General features: G+C 71.5%; 8 protein-coding genes and 1 pseudogene. 7 read left to right on the forward strand and 2 right to left on the reverse strand.

Translation table 11 applies throughout. The features are described from left to right. Window positions 1-55: 55 nt before the first annotated feature. Window positions 56-1,666, reverse strand: coding sequence for an aspartate aminotransferase family protein (locus OG904_RS05390; protein WP_405487918.1), 1,611 nt, complete (start codon window positions 1,664-1,666; stop codon window positions 56-58). A gap of 313 nt (window positions 1,667-1,979) precedes the next feature. On the opposite strand from OG904_RS05390, the pseudogene OG904_RS05395 reads away from it, so the two are divergent. The 3 genes and pseudogenes from OG904_RS05395 to OG904_RS05405 form a co-directional block, all read left to right on the forward strand. Then, window positions 1,980-6,740: pseudogene (locus tag OG904_RS05395) on the forward strand (type I polyketide synthase); the annotation flags it as partial. Between the two features lie 66 nt (window positions 6,741-6,806). After that, window positions 6,807-12,461, forward strand: coding sequence for a thioester reductase domain-containing protein (locus tag OG904_RS05400; RefSeq protein ID WP_405497779.1), 5,655 nt, complete (start codon window positions 6,807-6,809; stop codon window positions 12,459-12,461). A gap of 129 nt (window positions 12,462-12,590) precedes the next feature. Continuing rightward, complete coding sequence (locus OG904_RS05405; RefSeq protein ID WP_405487920.1) at window positions 12,591-12,947, forward strand: nuclear transport factor 2 family protein; 357 nt, start codon at window positions 12,591-12,593, stop codon at window positions 12,945-12,947. 135 nt (window positions 12,948-13,082) lie between these two features. Here OG904_RS05405 and OG904_RS05410 read toward each other — a convergent pair whose 3' ends face one another. Beyond that, window positions 13,083-14,003, reverse strand: coding sequence for a hypothetical protein (locus OG904_RS05410; RefSeq protein ID WP_405497781.1), 921 nt, complete (start codon window positions 14,001-14,003; stop codon window positions 13,083-13,085). A gap of 593 nt (window positions 14,004-14,596) precedes the next feature. Between OG904_RS05410 and OG904_RS05415 the strand changes: the two genes are divergently transcribed. The 4 genes from OG904_RS05415 (at window position 14,597) to OG904_RS05430 (ending at window position 18,849) form a co-directional block, all read left to right on the forward strand. Beyond that, window positions 14,597-15,037, forward strand: a complete 441-nt coding sequence (locus OG904_RS05415; protein ID WP_405487922.1) for a YybH family protein — start codon at window positions 14,597-14,599, stop codon at window positions 15,035-15,037. A 125-nt stretch (window positions 15,038-15,162) separates the two neighbouring features. Next, window positions 15,163-16,056: an NAD(P)-dependent oxidoreductase gene (locus OG904_RS05420; protein WP_405487924.1), complete on the forward strand. Its 894-nt coding sequence runs from the start codon at window positions 15,163-15,165 to the stop codon at window positions 16,054-16,056. Between the two features lie 104 nt (window positions 16,057-16,160). Continuing rightward, window positions 16,161-17,624 carry a flavin monoamine oxidase family protein gene (locus OG904_RS05425; protein WP_405487926.1) on the forward strand — a complete coding sequence of 488 codons (1,464 nt, stop codon included), beginning with the start codon at window positions 16,161-16,163 and terminating at the stop codon, window positions 17,622-17,624. Between the two features lie 43 nt (window positions 17,625-17,667). Next, the gene (locus OG904_RS05430) at window positions 17,668-18,849 is read left to right on the forward strand and encodes a cytochrome P450 (protein ID WP_405487928.1); all 1,182 of its coding nucleotides are present in this window, start codon (window positions 17,668-17,670) and stop codon (window positions 18,847-18,849) included. Window positions 18,850-18,955 lie beyond the last annotated feature (106 nt).

Here is an 18,955-nt window from a genome sequence, read left to right on the forward strand (position 1 = left end):
TTCAGACAGCCGCGATGCTGTTCGACGTCGTTTCCCTCGTGGACTTCGCTCTACCTCATGCGCCGGTTCCTTCTGCCGGGACCGCGGGCAGCAGTGCCGCGCCGTCCTGGTCCCGGAGCACGGCCAGGAGAGCGCGCAGCGCCGACTCCAGCCGGTCGATCTCGGCGTCGGTGATGTGGACGGACGGCTCCAGCCGCAGTGTGTTCGCGGCGCTGGCGGTCGGGAAGATCCTGATGTCGTGCAGGCGCAGCAGGTACCCGGAGAGGACGTAGCCGAACAGTCCCGCGCGGGAGTACCCGGCGATGGACTCCGAGGTGGAATCGGACTGGTCGTGGAATTCAAGGCCGATCATCAGGCCCCTTCCGCGCACGTCCTTGATGACGGTGCCGAATTCTCCGTGCAGTTTCCGCAGCATCCCGGACAGCCGGCTGCCGCGTTCGGCGGCCATTCGATAGACCTCGCCGTTCCCCGCTTCGAGCAGGTCCACCGTGCGGTTGGCGATCCGGGTGGAGAACCCGTCCTTGGCGAAGGTCGAACTGTGGACCAGTTCGAACTCCTTGCGGTAGCGCGAGTTGCGCACCAGCGTCATCGCCGTCTTGGCTACGCCCCCGCCCAGGCTCTTGGCCAGCGTGTAGTAGTCCCCCTGGAGTCCGAGGTGCGAGCTGGCGAAGAAGGCGCCGGTGCGGCCCATGCCGCTCTGCACCTCGTCGACGATGACCGGGCAGTCGATCGCCGCGCACGCCTGCTGGATCCGCTGCACGGTCTCCCGGTCGAACGGCCTGATCCCCGCCTCGCCCTGGACCGGCTCGAGGGCGAACCCGCCGATGACGGGCAGGTCGCGCTCGACGACCCGGACCGTCCGGCCTTCGGCCACGACGTCGAACAGCGTCTTCCGCTCCGCCTCGATGACCTTGTCCAGCGCCCCGGGTTCGTGCACCGGCACGAACCGGCACTGCACGGCCAGCGACTTGAACGGGGTCCGGAAATCGGCGTTGTGCGTGAACTGGACGCTGCCGACCAGCTTCCCGTGGAACGAACCCTCCGGGGCCAGGAAGACGGGCGGGGCCGCCATGCGCTCGCCGTTGACGCTCCGGATCCCGGCGATCACCTCGTCCGGCCCGGAGCCGGCGGCCAGTCCCGCGTCCGCGCTCAGCCGGACATGGATCTCGTCGACCACGATCGAGGCGCCACCGGAAACGGCCGCGCGGGCGCTCTCGATGTTCGCGTCGATTTCCTCCGCCAGCGCGGCCACCTTCATGAGCCGGTCGAATTCGGCGTGCTTGATCGCGATCTCGAACGCCTCGGCGCCGCTGTTGGCGAAGACAGCGGAGTACGTGTCGGAGGTGGCGAACTCCCGCTTGATGACGGAATTGACCTTCTGCGCCAGCTCGTTGGCACACGGATGCTCGGAAAGCTGCGCGTGGATCGGTGTTCCCTGATCGAGCAGGCTCTTCGCATAGGAGACGATCTCGGGATTGTTGTGCCCGATGATCGTCGATCCGTACCCGCCGACCAGGTCGAGCACCGGGACCTCGCGACCGGCGGTGTCGCGGTAGAAGAGGGTGTTTCCCTCCGCTCGGAGGTACTGGACGCCCAGTCCGAGCGAGGCGAGCAGTCCCCCGATATAGGGTTCCGCGAGTTCGAGTTCTGCTATTTCCGGGCTCATCTTTGTTTCCGTTCCCCCACATTCGGCGGTCTACGTTATTCGGAAGCATACTGACCCCCCGTAATCCGCCGCTAATCGGCAAATAAGCCCCCAGTCATCAGCGGGAATTGCCCCAGGAATGAGCGATCGATTACTGCACCCAGACGGCATGAGAGCAACAATGCCGAGGACTGCGATCCGAACGAAGAATTTTTCCGGGAAAGGAAGCTGACGTGCACGGTGGCGAGGAGCCGGCCAGTGCCTCTCCCGAGACGATCCTGGGAGCTGAGAGCACGTGAGTAGTGACGAGAACCAACTCCGCCAGTACCTCAAGCGTGCTGTTGCCGACGCCCAGGCCAGCCGCAGACGCCTGCGCGAGGTCGAGGAGAAGGACCGGGAGCCCATCGCGATCATCGGCATGGCGTGCCGGTACCCCGGCGGCGTGGACTCGCCGGAACGGCTGTGGCAGGTGGTGGCCGACGGCGTCGACGCGGTGACCGCCTTCCCCGAGCACCGCGGCTGGCCCCTGGAGCGGCTGTACCACCCCGACCCGGAGATCGTCGGCACCTCGTACACCGATCAGGGCGGATTCCTGCACGACGCGGACCAGTTCGACCCGGAGTTCTTCGGCATGTCGCCGCGGGAGGCCCTGGCCACCGATCCGCAGCAGCGTCTACTGCTGGAGACGGCGTGGGAGAGCTTCGAGCGGGCCGGCATCCCCGCGGACTCGGTCCGCGGGAGCCGCACGGGCGTGTTCGTGGGGACGATGTACCACGACTACGGATCGCGCCCGCAGTTGCCGCCGGAGGAGTTCGAGGGCTACCTCTACAGCGGGAGCGCGGGCAGCGTCGCCTCGGGCCGACTGTCCTACGTCTTCGGCCTGGAGGGCCCCGCCGTCACCGTCGACACGGCGTGCTCCTCTTCCCTGGTGGCCGTTCACCTCGCGGCCGCCGCGCTGCGCCGCGGGGAATGCGACCTGGCCCTGGCCGGTGGTGTCACCGTGATGTCCACCCCCCAGGCCTTCATCGAGTTCTCCCGGCTGCGCGGCCTGTCGGCCGACGGACGGTGCAAGTCCTTCGCCTCCTCCGCCGACGGAACGGGCTGGGCCGAGGGAGCCGGGCTGCTGCTCGTGGAGCGGCTCTCCGACGCCCGGCGCAACGGCCACAAGGTGCTCGCCGTGGTCAACGGCTCGGCGATCAACCAGGACGGCGCCAGCAACGGGCTGAGCGCGCCCAACGGCCCCGCCCAGGAACGGGTGATCCGCCAGGCGCTCGCCAGCGCGGGACTCTCCCCGGCCGATGTGGACCTGGTGGAGGCGCACGGCACCGGAACGCCCCTCGGCGACCCGATCGAGGCCAACGCCCTGCTCGCCACCTACGGCCGGGAACGGGCCGCCGATCAGCCCCTGTGGCTGGGGTCGCTCAAGTCCAACATCGGGCACACGCAGGCCGCGGCCGGGGTCGGCGGCATCATCAAGATGGTCCAGGCGATCCACCACGGCGTCATGCCGCAGACCCTGCACGCCGAGGAGCCGACCCCGCACGTCGACTGGGGCACCGGCGCGCTGAACCTGCTCACCGAGCGGCGGGACTGGCCGGAACTGGACAGGCCGCGGCGGGCCGCCGTCTCCTCGTTCGGGTTCAGCGGGACCAACGCGCACATCATCATCGAGCAGGCACCGCAGCCGGCGGCGCAGCCGGCCCCGCAGTCGGCCCTGCAGTCGGCCCTGCAGGAGCCCGCCCCGGTCCCGGCGCCTCCCGTAATCGCGCCGCCGGCGCTTCCGTACGTCCTGTCGGCCAAGTCCCCCCGGGCGCTGCGCGTCCAGGCCGGGAGCATCGCCGCGCTCCTCGCCGAAACTCCCGGCCTCGACCCCCTCGACCTGGCCTACTCACTGGCCACCACCCGTTCGGCGCTCCGCCAGCGCGCCGTGGTGGTCGCGGCCGACCGCGAAGAATTGATCAGCGGTCTCGCCTCCCTGGCGGAGGACGGCGGCCACGCGATCCTCGGCGCGAAGGACGAGGGCCGGATCGCGTTCATGTTCACGGGCGGAGGTGCCCAGCGCATCGGGATGGCCTCCGAACTGGTCGCCACCTTCCCGGCGTTCGCCGCGGCCTTCGACGAGGTGTGCGACGCGCTGGACGAGCACCTGCCCCGTCCGCTGCGCGAGGTGATCGAGTCGGGCGACGAGCTGGACCAGATCGACTACACGCTCGCCGGCCTCTTCGCGGTCGGGGTGGCGCTGTTCCGCCTCCTCGAGACGTGGGGGGTGCACCCGGACTACCTGGTGGGCCACTCGACGGGCGAGCTGATCGCCGCGCACCTCTCGGGCGTTCTGTCGCTGCCCGACGCCGCGGTGCTGGTCACCGCCCGTGGCCGGCTGATGCGGGCCCTGCCCGAGGGCGGGGCCATGGTCGCCGTCGAGGCGACCGAGGAGGAGGTGCTCGGGACCCTCACCGACACCGACCGGGCGGTGATCGCCACGATCAACAGCCCCAACGCGGTGGTGATATCCGGCGACGCGGACCCCGTCCACGCCGTCGCGGAGATCTGGAGGGCCCGGGGCCGGTCCACCAAGGTGCTGCCGATCAGCCACGCCTCCCACTCCCCGCGCATGGACCCGATGCTGGAGGAGTTCCGCTCGATCGCCAAGGAACTGACCTTCCACCGGCCGAAGTTCGGAATCGTCTCCACGATGACCGGAAAGGTGGAGCCCGGGGACGGATGGGCCTCCGCCGACTACTGGGTGGACCAGATCCGCAATCCGGTGCGCTTCCTCGACGCGGTGCGCACCCTGGAGGCGGAGGGCGTGACCACGCTGCTGGAGCTGGGCCCCGACGGAGTCCTCTCGGCGATGGCGGCCGCCAGTGCCGAACAGGCCGTCGCGATCGCCTCCATGCGCAAGCGCAAGCCGGAACCGCGCACCCTGGTCAACGCGCTCGGGGTGCTGCACGCCCGGGGGGTGCCCGTCGACTGGCCGGCCTTCTTCGCCGGGACCGGTGCGCGCGCGGCCGAGCTGCCGACCTATCCCTTCCAGCGCGAACGGTTCTGGCTGGAACCCCTCGCGACGGCCGGACCGGACCAGGAACCCGGCGGGCCGGATCCGCTACGGGCCCTCCACCAGGTCAACTGGGTCCCGGAGGCCGTACGGCCCTCCGCCCGGACGGCATCCTGGGCCCGGCTCGGGCAGTTGCCCGGCACGGCGACCGGCGTCCCCTCGTACGAGGACCTGACGGCCTTCGGCCAGGCACTCGAATCCGGGCTCGAGGTCCAGGCCCTCCTCGCTCCGCCGGCGACGACCGGCACCCCGGAGCGGCCGGCCCGGCGTGCGCTGAGCCTGGTCCAGGAGTGGCTGGCCGACGACCGGTTCGCCGGTCTCCGGCTGGTCATCGTCACCAGCGGGGCCGTCGCCACCACGGACACCGAGGCCCCCGATCCGGAGGCCGCAGCGGTGTGGGGACTGGTGCGGTCCGCACAGTCGGAGGCACCCGACCGGATCGTGCTCGTCGACGTGGACGGCGCGGACGGCGCGGACGGCGCCACGGCCGCAGACACGGGCATGGGCACAGGAACGGGAACGGGAACGGGAACGGGAACGGGAACGGACGCAGCCGCGGAGATCATCCCCCCCTCCCTGCTCTCCTTCCTGCTCTCCGCCGACGAACCCCAGGCCGCCGTCCGGGCGGGACAGCTCCGGCTCCCCCGGCTGAACCGGATCCGCTCCTCCGCGGTGCGCAAGGCTTCCGACGGCCCGGTGTGGACCCCCGGGGGCACGGTCCTGATCACCGGCGGCACCGGCGTGCTCGGCGCGGCCGTCGCCCGCCACCTGGTCACCGAGCACGGCGTCACGCACCTGCTGCTGGCCGGCCGTTCGGGCCCGCAGGCTGCGGGGGCCGAGCTCCTGCGGACCGAACTGACCGGGCTCGGCGCGACGGTCCGCATCGCGGCCTGCGACGTCTCCGACCGCGAGGCCCTCGCCGCGCTGCTCGGCGAGATCCCGGCCGGTCAGCCGCTGCGCGGGATCGTCCACGCGGCGGGCGTGCTGGACAACGGCCTGCTCCCGGCGCTGACCGCGCACCAGCTGGACTCCGTACTGGGTCCCAAGGCCGACGCCGCCCGGCACCTGCACGAGCTGACGCGCGACGCGGACCTGTCGGCCTTCGTGCTGTTCTCCTCGACCGTCGGGCTCTTCGGGGGGCCCGGTCAGGCGAACTACGCCGCCGCCAGCGCGTTCCTCGACGGGCTGGCCCAGCACCGGCGCGCGCACGGACTGCCCGCGACCTCGCTCGCCTGGGGGCTGTGGGACGTCGACGGCGGCATCAACGCGGGGCTGGGCGAGATGGACCGCGCCCGGTTCGCCAGGGACGGCTTCGTACCGATCGGTGCGGAGGAGGGGATGGCGGTGTTCGACGCCGCGACGTCCGTGGACCGGCCCGCGGTGACCATCACGCCGTTCGACCAGGAGGCGCTGCGGGCGCTCGACCGCGTCTCCCCGCTGCTGCGGGCGCTGGTCCCCGCGTCGGCGGCGCGCCCCGCGGCGCACGGCGCCGAGGTGTCGCTCTCGCAGCGGATGTCCGAGATGGGCGCCGGCGAACGCGCGGAGTTCGTCCTCGATCTGGTCCGCGGCCGGGTGGCCGCGGTGCTCGGCCGCAGTGATCCGGCCGCGATCGACCCGGAACAGCCCTTCCGCGAGCTCGGTTTCGACTCGCTCACCGCCGTGGAAATGCGCAACAGGCTGAGCACGGTCAGCGGGGTCCCCCTCCCCGCCACCGCGGTGTTCGACCATCCCACTCCGTCGAAGCTGGCCGCGTTCCTGCTCGGCCGGATCGCGTCCGACGACGCGGCTCCCCCGCGATCGGCCGCCCTGGCCGCTCTGGACGAGCTGGAGGACGTACTCACGGCAGGGGCCGGCACCGACGAGGGCGAGGAGCGCGGAGCCATCACCGTCCGGCTGCAGACCCTCCTTTCCAGGTGGCTGGAAGCCGGTTCCGCGCCGGGGGACGGAGCCGGTGCGGAACCGGCCGACCCGCTCGAATCGGCATCGACCGCCGAACTGCTCGAGTTCATCGACAACGAGCTCGGCCGCGCCCAGAACTGATTCCCGCCCGACGTCAAGAACAGGTGAGACATCCCCATGGCGGATGAGAAGAAGCTTGCGGAGTACCTGAAATGGGTCACCTCCGATCTGAAGAAGGCCCGGCAGCGCATCGCGGAACTGGAGTCCGGCCGTACGGAGCCAGTCGCGATCGTGGGCATGGCCTGCCGCTACCCGGGCGGCGTGCGTTCGGCCGACGACCTGTGGCGGCTCGTCGTGGACGGGCGGGACGCGATCACCGAGTTCCCCGCCGACCGCGGCTGGGACGTGGACGCGCTCTACGACCCCGACCCGGACGTACCGGGCACCACCTATACGCGGGAAGGCGGATTCCTGGACGGTGCGACCGAGTTCGACGCCTCCTTCTTCGGGATCTCGCCACGCGAGGCCCTCTCGATGGACCCCCAGCAGCGGGTGCTGCTGGAGACCGCCTGGGAGACCTTCGAGCACGCGGGCATCGACCCGACCCCGCTGAAGGGCACCGACGTCGGTGTCTTCGTCGGCGCCGTGGAGCAGTCCTACCTGGGGCTGTCCGGTCCGCAGGAGCTCGAGGGCTACCTGCTGACGAGCAAGCTCGGCAGCGTCGCGTCCGGCCGGATCTCCTACTCCTTCGGCTTCGAGGGCCCCGCCCTCACCGTGGACACGGCGTGCTCCTCTTCCCTGGTGGCGATGCACCTCGCGGCACAGTCGCTGCGCACCGGTGAATCGAGTCTCGCGCTCGCCGGTGGCGTCACGATCGGCGCAACCCCCGGCGGGTTCGTCGACTTCTCCCGGCAGCGCGGTCTGGCCCCCGACGGCCGGTGCAAGTCCTTCGCCGCCGCCGCCGACGGCACCAGCTGGTCGGAAGGCGCCGGACTGCTCCTGCTCGAACGGCTCGGCGACGCCGTGCGCAACGGGCACCGGGTGCTGGCCGTGCTGCGTTCGTCGGCGGTCAACTCCGACGGCGCCTCCAACGGGCTGACGGCCCCCAGCGGCCCGTCCCAGGAACGGGTGATCCGCACCGCGCTCGCCGAAGCGCGGCTGGACGCCTCCGACGTGGACGCCGTCGAGGCGCACGGCACCGGCACCCGGCTCGGTGACCCCATCGAAGCCCAGGCGCTGCTGGCCACGTACGGCGCCGCGCACACCCCGGAACGCCCGCTGCTGCTGGGCTCGTTGAAGTCCAACATCGGGCACTCGGTCGCCGCCGCCGGAGTGGGCGGCGTCATCAAGATGGTCCAGGCGCTTCGGCACGGGGCGCTGCCGCGGACCCTGCACGTGGACGAGCCGACTCCGCTGGTCGACTGGTCCACGGGAGCGGTCGAGCTGCTCACCGAACAGCGTCCGTGGCCGCGGACGGACCGGCCGCGCCGGGCGGCGGTGTCCGCGTTCGGGGTCAGCGGCACGAACGCCCACGTGATCCTGGAGCAGGCACCCGCGCAGAGCGGGGCCGAAGTCCCCGCGCCAGCCCCGTCGCCGCGGGCGTTCCTGCCGTGGACCCTGTCCGCCAGGAGCCCGCGGGCCCTGCGGGCCCAGGCGGGCAGCCTGGCGGCGTTCGCCGGGGCCGATCCCGGACTGTCCGCCGCGGACATCGCCTACTCGCTGGCGACCACGCGTGCGGACCTCCCGCACCGGACGGTCGTACTCGGTCCCGACCGCGAGGCGTTGATCGCGGCCCTCGGCGCCTTCGCCTCGGGCGGGGCCCGCACCACGACCGCCGGGGCGCCGGACAAGGGCCAGGGCCGGATTCAGGCCCAGGGCAAGGGCAAGCTGGGGTTCCTCTTCACCGGCCAGGGCTCCCAGCGAGCCGCCATGGGCAAGGCACTGTACGAGGAATTCCCGGTGTACGCCGAGGCGTTCGACGCGGTCTGCGCCCAGCTCGACCCGCACCTGGACCGTCCGCTGCGCGAAGTGCTCCAGGACGAACACCTGCTGGCCGGGACGGGATACGCCCAGCCCGCGCTGTTCGCGCTGGAGGTCGCGCTGTTCCGGCTGTTCGAGGCGTGGGGGGTCAGGCCGGACTTCCTCGCCGGTCACTCGATCGGCGAACTGTCCGCCGCGCACGTGGCGGGAGTCCTGTCGCTGCCGGACGCGGCGGCCGTGGTCGCCGCACGGGGCGCGCTCATGCAGGCACTCCCGGAAGGCGGCGCGATGGCGGCGCTGCAGGCCACCGAGGACGAGATCGCACCGCTGCTGGCCCGGTGGGAGGGCGCCGCGGCGATCGCCGCCGTCAACGGTCCGGTGGCGACGGTGGTGTCCGGCGACCGGGACGCCGTCGAGGAGATCACCGGGACCGTACGGTCCTGGGGGCGCCGTACCAAGCGGCTGACGGTCAGCCACGCCTTCCACTCGCCCCTCATGGATCCGATGCTCGAGGAGTTCGGCCGGGTCCTGCGCAAGGTCACCCTGAACGCGCCGGACATCCCCCTCGTGTCGACGGTCACGGGCCGGATCGCCACCGCGGAGGAGCTCCGGGACCCGGAGTACTGGACCGGCCAGGTACGCCGGCCGGTCCGCTTCCTCGACGCGACCCGCACCCTCGCCGACCAGAACGTGACCGTCACCCTGGAACTGGGTCCGGCCGGAGTCCTCTCGGCCCTGGTCGCCGAGAGCGCACCGATCACCCCGGTGGCCGCGGTGCGCACCGGCCGGGCCGAGACGCACGACGTGGTCGCGGCGCTGGGCGGGCTCTGGACCGCCGGGATACCCGTGGACTGGCGGGCCTTCCTCGCCGGAGCCGGAGCCCGGCGGGTGGAACTGCCCAGCTACCCGTTCGAGCGGGAGCGGTACTGGCTGGAGTCCCCCGCGGCCCCGGCCGCCCCGCCGGCGGCCACCGTGCGCGGCCCGCGCGACGCGCTGCTCCGGGTCGACTGGAGCCCGTACGACCCGGCCGGCCGGGTCGCCGCCCCGGACCTGGCGGTGCTGCGCCCGGGCGGCGGCGAGTTCTCCGGTCTGGCGGAACTCCCCGTCGGCGAACGGTTCGGCGACGTGGCGGACGCGCTGGCCGCCCTGCGGTCGGGGGCGTCCTTCGACGCCCTGCTCGTCCCCGCCCAGTTCTCCCCGGGCGGGGACGTTCCCCGGCGTGCCGGGGAAGCCGCGCAGGAGGTGCTGGCGCTGGTCCAGTCCTGGCTGGCGGACGAGCGGACCACCGATGTCCCGCTGGTCGTGCTGACCCGGGGGGCCGTGTCCACCGGCCGTGGCGGTGTGGACGCCTCGGACCTGGTCGCCGCACCCTTGTGGGGGCTGCTGCGTTCGGCGCAGTCGGAGGCGCCCGACCGGATCGTACTGATCGACGTGGACGGGGAGCCCGCGTCGGTGGCGGCCCTGCCCGCGGTACTGGCGTCCGGCCAGCCGCAGGCCGCCGTCCGCTCGGGCCGGGTGCTCGTGCCCGGACTGGCCGGGGTGCCCGCGGACGGTGCGCCCCGGCCCGGCGCTCCGTGGCGTCCGGGTGGCACCGTACTGATCACCGGCGGAACCGGGGCGCTCGGCGGGCTGTTCGCCCGTCACCTGGTCCGCACGCACGGGGTGTCCCGGCTGCTGCTGGTCAGCCGCCGCGGGCCGGCGGCCGACGGTGCGGCGGAGCTGGCCGGTGAACTCACCGGACTCGGCGCCGAGGTGCACGTCGTCGCCTGTGACCTCGCCGACCGGCAGGCGCTCTCCGCGCTGCTGGACACCATCCCGGCCGACCGTCCGCTCACCGGTGTCGTGCACGCCGCCGGAGTGCTCGACGACGGCATGTTCGCCGATCTGACCCCGGACCGGCTGGCCGCCGTACTGCGGTCCAAGGCGCACGCCGCGTGGAACCTGCACGAGCTCACCCTCGGCCACGACCTCGACGCCTTCGTCCTGTTCTCGTCCATCGCCGGAGTCATCGGCGGCTCCGGCCAGGCCAACTACGCGGCGGCCAACACCTTCCTCGACGTACTGGCCGGCCACCGCAGCGGACTGGGGCTGCCCGCGACCTCGCTGGCCTGGGGACTGTGGGCGTACGAGGGCGGCATGAGCGGGCACCTGACCGCGGCCGACCTCAAGCGGATCGCCCGCTCCGGCCTGCTCCCCATCACCGCGGAGACCGGACCGCAGATGCTGGACCTCGCGCTCCAGGCGGGGCGGCCCGAGCTGGTGGTCACCCCGGTCGACCTGGCCGCGCTCCGCTCCCACGCCGGCCGGGCGCCGCTGCTGCTGCGCCGGCTGCTCCCGGCCGCCGCCGATGGTTCCGGGGAAGCTTCCGGGGAGGAGTCCCCTCTCCTGTCCGAGCAGCTGGCGGGGCTGTCACCGGCGCGTCAGCGCGGGCTCGTGTCGGAGTTCGTCCGCCGGGAGGTGGCGCTGGTACTCGGCCACCCCTCGCCGGACGCGATCGACGGGCAGCAGCTCTTCTCCGGCCTGGGCTTCGACTCGCTCCTCTCGGTGGAGCTGCGCAACCGGCTCGCGGACGCCACTGGTCTGAGGCTGCCGCCCTCGCTCGTCTTCGAGCACCCCACACCGGACGGGCTGGTGGAGCACCTGTGCACCGTCCTGGTCACCCCGGCCGGTACGGTCTCCGGGTCCCCCGCCGGTACGGCCCCCGCGGCCGCCGCAGTGGACTTCGCCGCCGAGGTCCGCCTCGACGAGGACATCCGCCCGGCCGGTGAGGTCAGCCGGGTCGCCGCCGACCCCGACGAGATCCTGCTGACCGGCGCCACCGGGTTCCTCGGAGCGTTCCTGCTGCGCGACCTGATGCGGTCGACCACGGCCAGGGTGCACTGCCTGGTACGGGGGGCCGACCAGGCCGACGCACTGCGCCGGCTGCACGAGAACCTGGCGTGGTACCAGGTCGGGGAGGAGATCGACCCGGCCCGGATCTCCGTCGTCGTCGGGGATCTGGGCGCCGTACGACTGGGCCTGACCGAGGCCGAGTTCGACGACCTCGCCCGACGGGTCGACGTGGTGTACCACGCCGGCGCGACCGTCAGCTGGCTGCGGCCCTACACCGAACTCGCGTCGGCGAACGTGGGCGGCACCCGGGAGATCCTGCGGCTGGCGGCGGCGCACCGGACGGTACCGGTGCACTACGTGTCGACGACCGGGGTGTTCCCCGCACCGGGCCCCGGCGCCGCCCCGGCCACGGTGACCGACCCGACCGGTCCCGGACAGCTGCTGCACAACGGGTACCTGCAGAGCAAGTGGGTGGCCGAGCAGACCATCGCGCTCGGCAGGAGCCGGGGACTGCCCGTCTCGGTCTACCGGGTGGACGTCGTGTGCGGCGACCGGGAGACGGGCGCCTGCCAGACCAGGGACTTCATCTGGCTGAGCCTCAAGGGGCTGCTGGAGACCGGAGTGGTGCCCGAGAGTCTGGCGGGTGTCGTCCACATGGTTCCGGTGGACTACGTCAGCGGGGCGATCGTGGCCCTCTCGGCGCGGCAGGACACCGCGAGCCGGACCTTCCACCTCTACAACCGGCAGGACCAGACGTTCACGGAGTTCGTCGATCACCTCAGGTCGTTCGGGTACCGGCTGCCCGAGCTCGACTGGACCGCGTGGTCGGCCCGGGTCCGCTCGGACCGCAGGAACGCCATCGCCCCGCTACTGGATTCGTTCGAGGGAATGAATTCCGGTCACGGCACCGCCACTTATCCGCCGATCGACGTCTCGGACACCGAATACGCACTGCGGGACACCGGAATCGAATGCCCGCCGGTCGGCCGGGAACTGTTCGAGAAGTACGTGAATTTCTTTGTCCGGGCGGGGTACTTCCCGCCCTCGTGACCACGTGATCCCAGGTGGCACGGGCAGGCCGGTCCGCCGGTCTGCCCGTGTCGGCGTATCCACCGAACTACCCGTTGACCAGCGGGAGTTGAAAGGATTTACGTACCGCCGATGATAGAATCCTCTGCCATGGACAAGAACTCCGTCACCCAGTTGGTCGGAAAGTACATCGCGATCTGGAACGCATCGGACGGCCGGGCCCGGCAGGCTTTGATCGACGAGGTCTTCACCCCGGACGCCGCGTACACCGACCCCACTGTCGCCGCCGAGGGTGCCGCGGCAATCGGTACCTATATCGCCGCCGCCCAGCAGAACTTCACCGGGATGCTCTTCACCTTCGACAACGTGCTGACCCACCACGATGCCGTCCACTTCTCGTGGCGGGTGGGCCCCCAGGGCGGGGCACCGGTGGTGAGCGGGTCCGATGTCGCGCTGCTCGAGGGCGGCCGGATCAGCCGGGTCTACGGCTTCTTCAACGGCTTCTGACCTCCGCGGAGCCCCGCACGCGCCCATGAAGGCGCACCCGGCCGGGCCCCGCGCAGGAGCGCGGGCGGCCCGACGGGTGCGGCCGGTCAGAGGGAACGCGAGCGGGGCCCGGTCATGCGATCACGCGGCACTCGGTCACCGCGTGAGCTTCGCCAGGGCGTCGAGGTCCCCGTCGCCGGGTGCGCCCGGGCCCCCGGGCGGCGCCGGCACCCGCAGGGACCCGTAGGTCCCGAGCGCGGCGGCCACCAGGATCAGGCCGGCCACCCCCAGCGTCGCCCCGTCCGGGTGGATCAGCGACTGGCCCCGCAGCGCCTGCCAGAGCAGCAGGACGAACACGGCGGCGTACACCCCCGCGGCGAGCAGGACCAGGCGCAGCCGCACCCGCTCGTCGGCGAGGCGGGCGAACCGCGGTGCGAGCGCGGCCAGCACCAGGACCAGCAGCGGCAGGAGCTGGAGCGCGTGCATGCCGATGAAGTGCGATATCCGCAGATCACCGCCGGTCGTCGACCAGCCGGTCAGCGGCATCGAGGGCCCGCCGTCCGGTACGCCGACGCTGTGCGCGCCGACCACCGTGGAGACGCCCATCTGCTGGCCCGGCGCGGGCTCCGTCATGAGGAATCCGACGGCCGCCCCGGCCAGCGCCTGGACGACGCCGCAGCGCACGGCCCAGGCGGAGGCCCGGTCGGCCATCCGGGCCCGGAGCAGCAGCACGGCGACGGCGAACGTGGCGAGCCACAGGGCTATGACCGTGCCGCCCATCACGTTGTACAACGCCTCGTCGAGGGGCGTTTCGTAGTTGAAGTGGCTGCGCTTCCCGCGCAGCGCCTGCCCCGCGATGATCACGATCTCGACGAAGCTCGCCACCGCGACGACCGTCCCCGCCCACCAGCCCGCGCGCCGGCCGCGCGGGAGGAGCGACAGCATCCAGGCCAGGGAGAGGCAGTACGCCGCGAACGAGACCGAGAACTTGAACGGCTTGAACCAGATCCGCGCACCCCCCAGGACGCGGTCGTCGACGAGGAGCCCCACCGCGCACAGCACCGCGACCGGGACCATCGCCACGCAGAACAGCACCAGTGGCCGGTGCCACGACCGCCAGGGAGCCGACGGCCGCCGCTCCGACTCAGACGGAACCGATGAAGAAATCATGACCCTCCTCAGATGGGGACAGCAGCCGGGCCGGCGGTGCGCCGGGGCACAAATGGACGCCCTGCCCGAAGGCGATGGGTCCGCCGATATCGCAGGCGAAAGCGGGACCGCATTCCCGGGCAATGCCGTGGAATCGGCACGGCCGGCGAACGGGGTGAAGCGGACCAAGCCGATCAGATCGCCGGCACGCGGCGGCCCGTACGCTACCGGCGCGGGTTCCCCCTTCCGGTCTCCTGGCGGTAATCGCGCGCCGGCGTGCGCCGCGCCGGTTGGATTACCGGGGAGAGACCACCTGCCCACGGCCCCTCATCAGGGCGAGCACCACCCTCCGCCCCGTACCGGTGGCGGCTCCCGAGGCCGGGCGCACCCCGCGCCGCTCTCCCCCCGGTAATCGACGGGCGCGCCGCGGGAATGCGCGCGATTACCGGCAGGAGACCGATCCGGGAGTCCGTGTCGGTAGCGTTCTCACAGACCTTTGCCGGGTTCTCATGAGAATACGAATGGAGCGGTTCGCCGTGACCCAGGATCAGCACTTGGTGAGTGACATCAACAAACACCAGGAGGCGTTCGGAGAGGTTTTCAACTCCGGTAACGTGGCCGCGGTCAACGCAATGTACGTTGACGACGCAGTCGGAATTTGGGAGCCGGGAAAGCCGCTGAGCGGCCAGGTCCGCCGCGATTACGTGGCCGAATTCCTGGCGAATCGCAAGCCCTCGGTGGAAGCGACCGTGCGCCAGCAGCTGGTGGTCGGTGACATCGCCATGCTCGTCGTCGAGTGGCAGATGGACACGATCGGCGAGGACGGCGATCCGGAGCCCCTGGAGGGCGTGGCCATCGACGTACTGCGCCGGGGCGAGGACGGCTACTGGCGCTACGTCGTCGACAACCCCTTCGGGGTCAGCGGCCCGTGGGCCGCCGAGGACGAGGGCCGGGCGGCATAGCCGAAGGCTCGAACGGGCGGCGGGGCACGGGAGTCCCGCCGCCACTCGGTCGGACTCGGTCGGACCGAGGAACGATCACCCGCACTCGTCGCGGTGGACGCCGCGCGAGGTACAGAGGAGCGCACATGTCCAACCTTTCGGCCCCCCAGTCGCCGGTCACCGTTGTGGGTCTGGGGCTGATGGGCCACGCGCTGGCCGCGGCCTTCCTGGCGAAGGGGCACCCGACCACCGTCTGGAACCGCTCGGCCGCCAAGGCCGACGATCTCGTCGCCAACGGCGCCACCCTCGCCGACTCGGTCAAGAGCGCGGTCGAGGCGAGTCCCCTCGTCGTCATCTGCGTCTCCGACTACGAAGCCGTGCACGGGCTGCTGGACCCGGTCGGGTCATCGCTGGCGGGCCGCACCCTGGTCAACCTGACCACGGCCAGCTCCGCCCAGGCCCGCGAAACCGCCGAGTGGGCCGCCAAGCTCTCCAGCCCCTACCTCGACGGCGCGATCCTGGCCCTTCCCGCGGCCATCGGCACCGCCGACGCCACCGTGCTGTACTCCGGCCCGAAGGCCGCGTTCGAGGCGCACCAGGACACCCTCCAGGTCCTCAGCGAGACCGGGACCGTGTACCTCGACGAGGACCCCAGCCTGTCGGCCCTGTACGACATGTCGGTCCTGAGCATCATGTGGGGCGTCCTGAACAGCTTCCTGCACGGTGCCGCGCTGCTGGGCACCGCGAACGTCAAGGCGACCACCTTCGCGACCCTGGCCAGCACCGCGATCAACGTGACCTCCGAGTACGTGGCCGCGTACGCCCAGCAGATCGACGAGGGCAAGTACCCGGCCGACGACGCCACCATCGCCGTCCACGTGGGCGGGATGGAGCACCTCGTCCACGAGAGCGAGGCGCTCGGCGTCAACACCGAACTGCCGAACTTCTACCTGGAGATGGCCAGGCGCGCGGTGGCCGACGGCCACGTGGGCGACAGCTACGCCGCGCTGATCAACCAGTTCCGCAAGCGTTCCGCCTGATCCCCTCCCCCCCCATGCCGTAGACGCGGGGCCGGGAGTCCGGGCGAAGCGCCTCGCGACCCGGATTCCCGGCCCTGCTCTTCAGACCGAGATCGGAAACCCGCATGATATCGAGACGAACCGCGCTCAGGACGGGCGGTCTGGCCCTGGCCGGCACCGCGCTGGCCGCGAGCATCCCCGCGGTCGCCGAGGCCACCGAAGGGCCCGTCACCGCCGCCCGCACCTTCGACACGATCGTCGTCGGGGCCGGACTGGCGGGCCTGACCGCGGCCCGTGAACTGCGCAAGCAGGGCCGCCAGGTGCTCCTGCTCGAGGCGCGCGACCGCATCGGCGGACGCACGTGGACCGACACGTTCAACGGGTACGAGATCGAGCGCGGTGGGGCCTGGGTCGACCCGAGGCAGCCGCACGTCTGGCGCGAACTGTCGCGCTACGCCCTGCCGATCATCGCGGACGCGGGCCCGGAGCGCGTGCTCATGCCGACCCTGACCGGGTTCGCGGAGTACGACCCGGTCGAGGCCTACACCCGGCAGGGCGAGCTGTTCACGCCGTTCTTCGAAGGCTCCAGGGACTACTTCCCCAGCCCCTACCAGCCCTTCACGCGCGAGGACCTGCTCGCGCCGCTGGACCGGCTGAGCCTGCGCGACCGGCTCGACCAGCTGGCGTACGCGCCCCAGGACGAGATCCGGATGACCAGCACCACCGCGCTCTACGGTTCGCCGACCAAGCGGGGCGCGATGACCCAGCTGGCCCACTGGTGGGCGCTGGCGGGCTGGAACTACGAGGGGTTCTCCGGGGTAAACACCTACCGCATGGGGAACGGCACCGCCTCGCTGGCCAACGCGATCCTCGCCGACGGCAAGCCGCAGCTCGTGCTCAATTCTCCGGTCGCCTCGGTCACCCAGGTGAACGGCAGGGTGAAGGTGACGACGCGGACGGGGGTGACCTACACCGCGGCCGAGGTGATCATGGCCGTGCCGGTCAACGTCTGGAAGAACATCGCCTTCAGCCCGGCGCTGCCGACCGCCAACCGGACGGCGACGGCCCAGGGTTACGGTGTGCCGCGCCAGAAGAAGCTGTGGCTGGACCTGGCCGACCCGAGCGACCGGTTCATCGCCGAGGCGCCCGAGGGCTACTCCATCACCATCATGGGCCGGATGAACGAGAACGCCCCCGTCGTGGCCTTCAGCGTCAATCCCGCACTCGACGTCACCAGCCACGCGCAGGTCCAGGCCGCCGTGCGCGAGATCATGCCGGGGGCGACCCTGCGCGGCTACACCGTGACGAACTGGGAGGCGGACGAATTCTCACTCGGCGGCCCGGCGTTCCGCCAGCCCTTCCAGCTGACGAAGCTGCACCGGGCGATCAGCCGGCCCCTCGGCCAGGTGAAGTTCTGCGGTGACGACCTCGCCCTCGGCTGGGGCGGGTACATGGACGGCGCCATCGAGTCGGGTCTGCGGGCGGCCGGTTCGCCGACGCTGTCTCCGTCGCCGCAGGCGCCCAACTCCCGTGGCCTGGTGGGACCGGCGGTCAGCCGCAGGACCTACCGCTCCATGATCGGCCTGTGAACCACACGTCAGCGATGGTCCGTTCAGAGGGCAGGCGATACAAGTGACGATCAACTCAGCGACCGAGCCGGTGGATTCGGTGTTCACCTGGTTCCGCGAGATGCACGACCAGAAACCGATCCACCACGACGCCGAATACGGCTGGCAGCTGTTCGACCACGCCGACATCACGCGCGTCCTCACCGACCCGAAGACGTTCTCCTCGGACACGGTGCGGCTGTACAACGAACCACAGCCCGATTTCGACCTGTTCCTCATGGGCAACCTGGTGACGAGCGACCAGCCCCACCACCGCAAGCTGCGCCAGGTCATCAACCGCGTCTTCACCCCGCGCGCCGTCAACGGTCTGGCCGACCGGATCGCGCGCATCACCGACTCCCTGCTCGACGACGTGGCCGGGTCGGACACCTTCGACCTGATGAGCACGGTGGCCTACCCGCTGCCGATGATCGTGATCGCCGAGATGCTCGGCCTGCCGCCCGAGGACGTGCCGCTGTACAAGAGCTGGGGCGAAGCCCTGGGCGCGCTCGACGCGGCGACCCCGCCACCGGAGGTGATGGAGTCCGAAATCGCCCCCGCCATCCGGGAGATGAACGCGTACATCCTCAAGCACGTGGCGTTGCGCCGGGAGAACCCGGTCGACGACGTGATCAGCGGGCTGGCCAACGCCACCATCGACGGCGAACCGCTGCGGGACGGCGACCTGATCGGCCTGATCGGCCTGACCATGTTCGCCGGGCACGCCGCCTCCATGGCCATGGTCGGCAACGCGATCCTCACCCTCGACCGGCACCCCGAGGTGTTCGCCGCCGTGCGGGCGGACCGCGACCTCCTGCCCGGCGCCATCGAGGAGTTGATGCGCCTGTACCCGCCGTTCTCCAGGATGGCGCGCGTCACCACCGTCGAGACCGAGATCGGCGGCCACCGGATCGGCAAGGACGAACTGGTGACGCTGTGGGTCGGCGCGGCCAACCGGGACCCGCAGCGATTCCCGGACCCCGACCGCTTCGACATCCACCGCGACACCGGCGGACACATCGCCTTCGGCCAGGGCATCCACTTCTGCCTCGGCGCTCCGCTGGCCCGGCTGGAGGTCAAGATCGCGCTCAACGCGCTCTTCGACCGCTTCGAGAAGATATCCGTGGACTACGCGGGCGGGGTGGAGTTCGAAGACCCGATGCAGATCATCTGCCCCAGCCGGCTGCCGATACGGGTGTCCGGCTGAGCAGGCCACCGCGAACAGGGGGAACCACCGATGAACCACGCCCTACCACCGTTGAACCACGCCCCGTCACCCTTGAACCGCGCCCAACCGGCGAACCGCGCCCAAC

It is taken from the genome of Streptomyces sp. NBC_00096 (assembly GCF_045041305.1).
In the GTDB taxonomy this organism is placed as follows: domain Bacteria; phylum Actinomycetota; class Actinomycetes; order Streptomycetales; family Streptomycetaceae; genus Streptomyces.